Genomic DNA, 2,419 nt, shown 5'->3' with positions numbered 1-2,419 from the left:
TAAGCTCAAATCAACCCTTAGCAATAACCCCTAAAATAAAGTAGCTTAACTAACGCTTCTACTCATCCATTCCTATAGGGTGTTCACTTTACCCGGAATAACCTGTTCAGTTTTAACGGAATATGCAGGATATTTTGACTTTTTGAAGAAGTGGTCGAAGTGAGGTCTTGTTTTTCCCCTTGGAGTTTTTATTGTAAACGTGTATTGAGAGTTGCAGTAAGGGCAAACATTTTGGCCAATTTTTTTTGAATGGTTGTAAGCCCAATTTCCATTTTCATAATTTGTAAATGAGTTATAGTCGAAAATAGAAAGTACTTCATCTTTTAGTGCTTTTTTAGTATCGCTTATCTGCTTGTTCGTTTTAGGTGTAGGTAACGTATTTACTCTTGAAGCTTCTAATGCTGTATACAGCGGATTAATATTTATATATAATTTTTCAAGTTCAGATGGAATGCTTGTAATTATCTTTTTTAAGTTAGTATAAAGATATGCGTAGAATGTAGCTTCAGCGAAGGAAGCCATTCTTGTTGCTCTTTTTACCCTTACATTGAGAATGTTTTCTATATCTAAATTTTTTACTACCTCGGTATAAAAAGTGGCAGCTAATAAATCTAATTCATGAATCGACTTACCAATTTTGATCATCACATCTTTCTTTTTAATTCATCAATCCTTTTTTGAAGCTCTGCTATTTCTTCTTCAACGCCAAACTTCTGAGCCCACATTTGTTGTAATTTTCTTCTTAAAAGAGGTTCTCCAATAATATCGATTGTTTTTTTATAATCTTCTCTCTTCTCTTTTGTCTCTCCATTTAAATATTCGATTATTTCATTAATTCTCCTTTTAGCAAATGCTCCGATCAATGCGCCTTCCATATAGAAAGAATCAGAAAAGAGAGTATGTATATTGCCGCCGAAAGTGTTCTTTCTGTTGTTTTCCTTACTAAGGACATAGACTGTTCGCTTATCCAATTTTTCAATAAAAATCACATTTGATTTTGGTAAGTCAGAAGTTAAAAAAGGGGTGTTGGCAGTAAAAATGAGTTGGAGTGTATGATCTCTAAGAAGTTCGCTTAAGTAATCTATGACTATTAGAAAAAACTCTTTTTGCCATGCTGGATGAAAATAGATATCACCCTCATCTATGAGTATTACGATATTCTTTTTGTGATCCTCATGTTGAATTTGGTGATGTTTAAAATGATAAAACCTTGATATAAAAGAAAATAGTGACTGTTCTCCTGAGCTTAAGTTTCTCCAACTAAAGTCTAGAAAGTCAGTCAATCCTTTTAAATTGATGTATAACTTCAAGAATAGTGTTATCTCATCATAGGCTCCTTCATTTATGGAGTATTTAATCGTAGTTGAGCTTGTGCCTTGTTCAACTACAAACGACTTTTTTTTAATTGATTTTTCTACAAAGTTTAAAAATTCAATTGCAGCTCTTGATTTCTTTACGTGATTTTCGATCGTAGTTTCAGTATTGTATTTAATGTTTGGTAGATTATTGAAAAAATCAAGAACGAATTTTTTGATTGTGTCACTTTGGTTAAAAGAAAGTTGGGTTATGAAACTTAATGATGAAAATTGCCTATCTGTTCTTAAAAAGTTTAGAAGAATGGATAAATAGAGTTTATTTAAAAAATTTTGATTCTTGCTCGATTTAGTTGATTTAAGCTTTGTTGTAAAATGGTCAATAAAATGTGTTACATCAGTCGATTTACTTGTCTTAAAATAAATTTCATCGTGATTTAGAATTTTTATAAATAGATGTTCGGGAAGAGGAAAATAATGTAATAGATGTGAATGATTTGAAAGTAAAAATTGAATGTTTCTTCTTATTTCGTTTGCCCTAAAACTGTCGTAGCTTCCTGCGGCATTTTCTAAGGGATTTTCCTCAACGTCGCTTCTATCTGTTTTCAAAAGGGCTAAAGTCGAAAGATTATGCAGTCCCTGCATATTGATCTCTTCTGATCTTAAGTCAAAAATATTTGAATAATATACATATTCTGCATCAGAATAATCTTCCCCAGTTAGACCTACTGCCTCTGTTGGCATATCAAAGGGATAACTGTGGATTTCGAAGTGGCTATTTTCTTGAATTATGTCAACCTTGAAGCTATTGTTTGGTATTAATACAATTTTTCTATTGTTATTATCCTTGATACGGTAAGAAATTATTGCCTGTGATTGAATTGATGAATAACCTTTCGGAAAAGATGTCTTGATGAATTCTAAAATATTAGATTTTCCGGTTCCATTTTGTCCTATAATAGCACTTACATTTAAGACGTGGCTATTTCGGTGGGACCATGCCAGGGATTTCGGTCAAACAGTGCCACTTTGAAAGATGCTGCAAAGTAGTGAAAATTAGTTACTCGTTTTTCAAAATTCCTTTTCTTAATGACTCTCCTTTCAGG

At 32.1% G+C, this 2,419-nt stretch carries 2 protein-coding genes; both read right to left on the bottom strand.

Translation table 11 applies throughout. From position 1 onward, the window contains the following. Positions 1–72: 72 nt before the first annotated feature. Positions 73–645: a hypothetical protein gene (locus KWJ01_RS13210; protein ID WP_224996934.1), complete on the bottom strand. Its 573-nt coding sequence runs from the start codon at positions 643–645 to the stop codon at positions 73–75. Further along, positions 645–2,057 carry an ATP-binding protein gene (locus tag KWJ01_RS13205; RefSeq protein WP_224996933.1) on the bottom strand — a complete coding sequence of 471 codons (1,413 nt, stop codon included), beginning with the start codon at positions 2,055–2,057 and terminating at the stop codon, positions 645–647. The genes KWJ01_RS13210 and KWJ01_RS13205 overlap by 1 nt, the downstream gene beginning before the upstream one ends. Between the last annotated feature and the right edge of the window lie 362 nt (positions 2,058–2,419).

Origin of the sequence: Cesiribacter sp. SM1, assembly GCF_020178975.1 — a bacterium.
Taxonomy (GTDB): domain Bacteria; phylum Bacteroidota; class Bacteroidia; order Cytophagales; family Cyclobacteriaceae; genus Cesiribacter.
This window is presented reverse-complemented; position numbering and strand designations above follow the sequence as displayed.

What these genes read in the sequence shown, in the direction of transcription:
- KWJ01_RS13205 (WP_224996933.1), bottom strand. Translation starts at nt 2,057, where the DNA reads ATGCCAACAGAGGCAGTAGGTCTAACTGGGGAAGATTATTCTGATGCA.
- KWJ01_RS13210 (WP_224996934.1), bottom strand. Translation starts at nt 645, where the DNA reads ATGATCAAAATTGGTAAGTCGATTCATGAATTAGATTTATTAGCTGCC.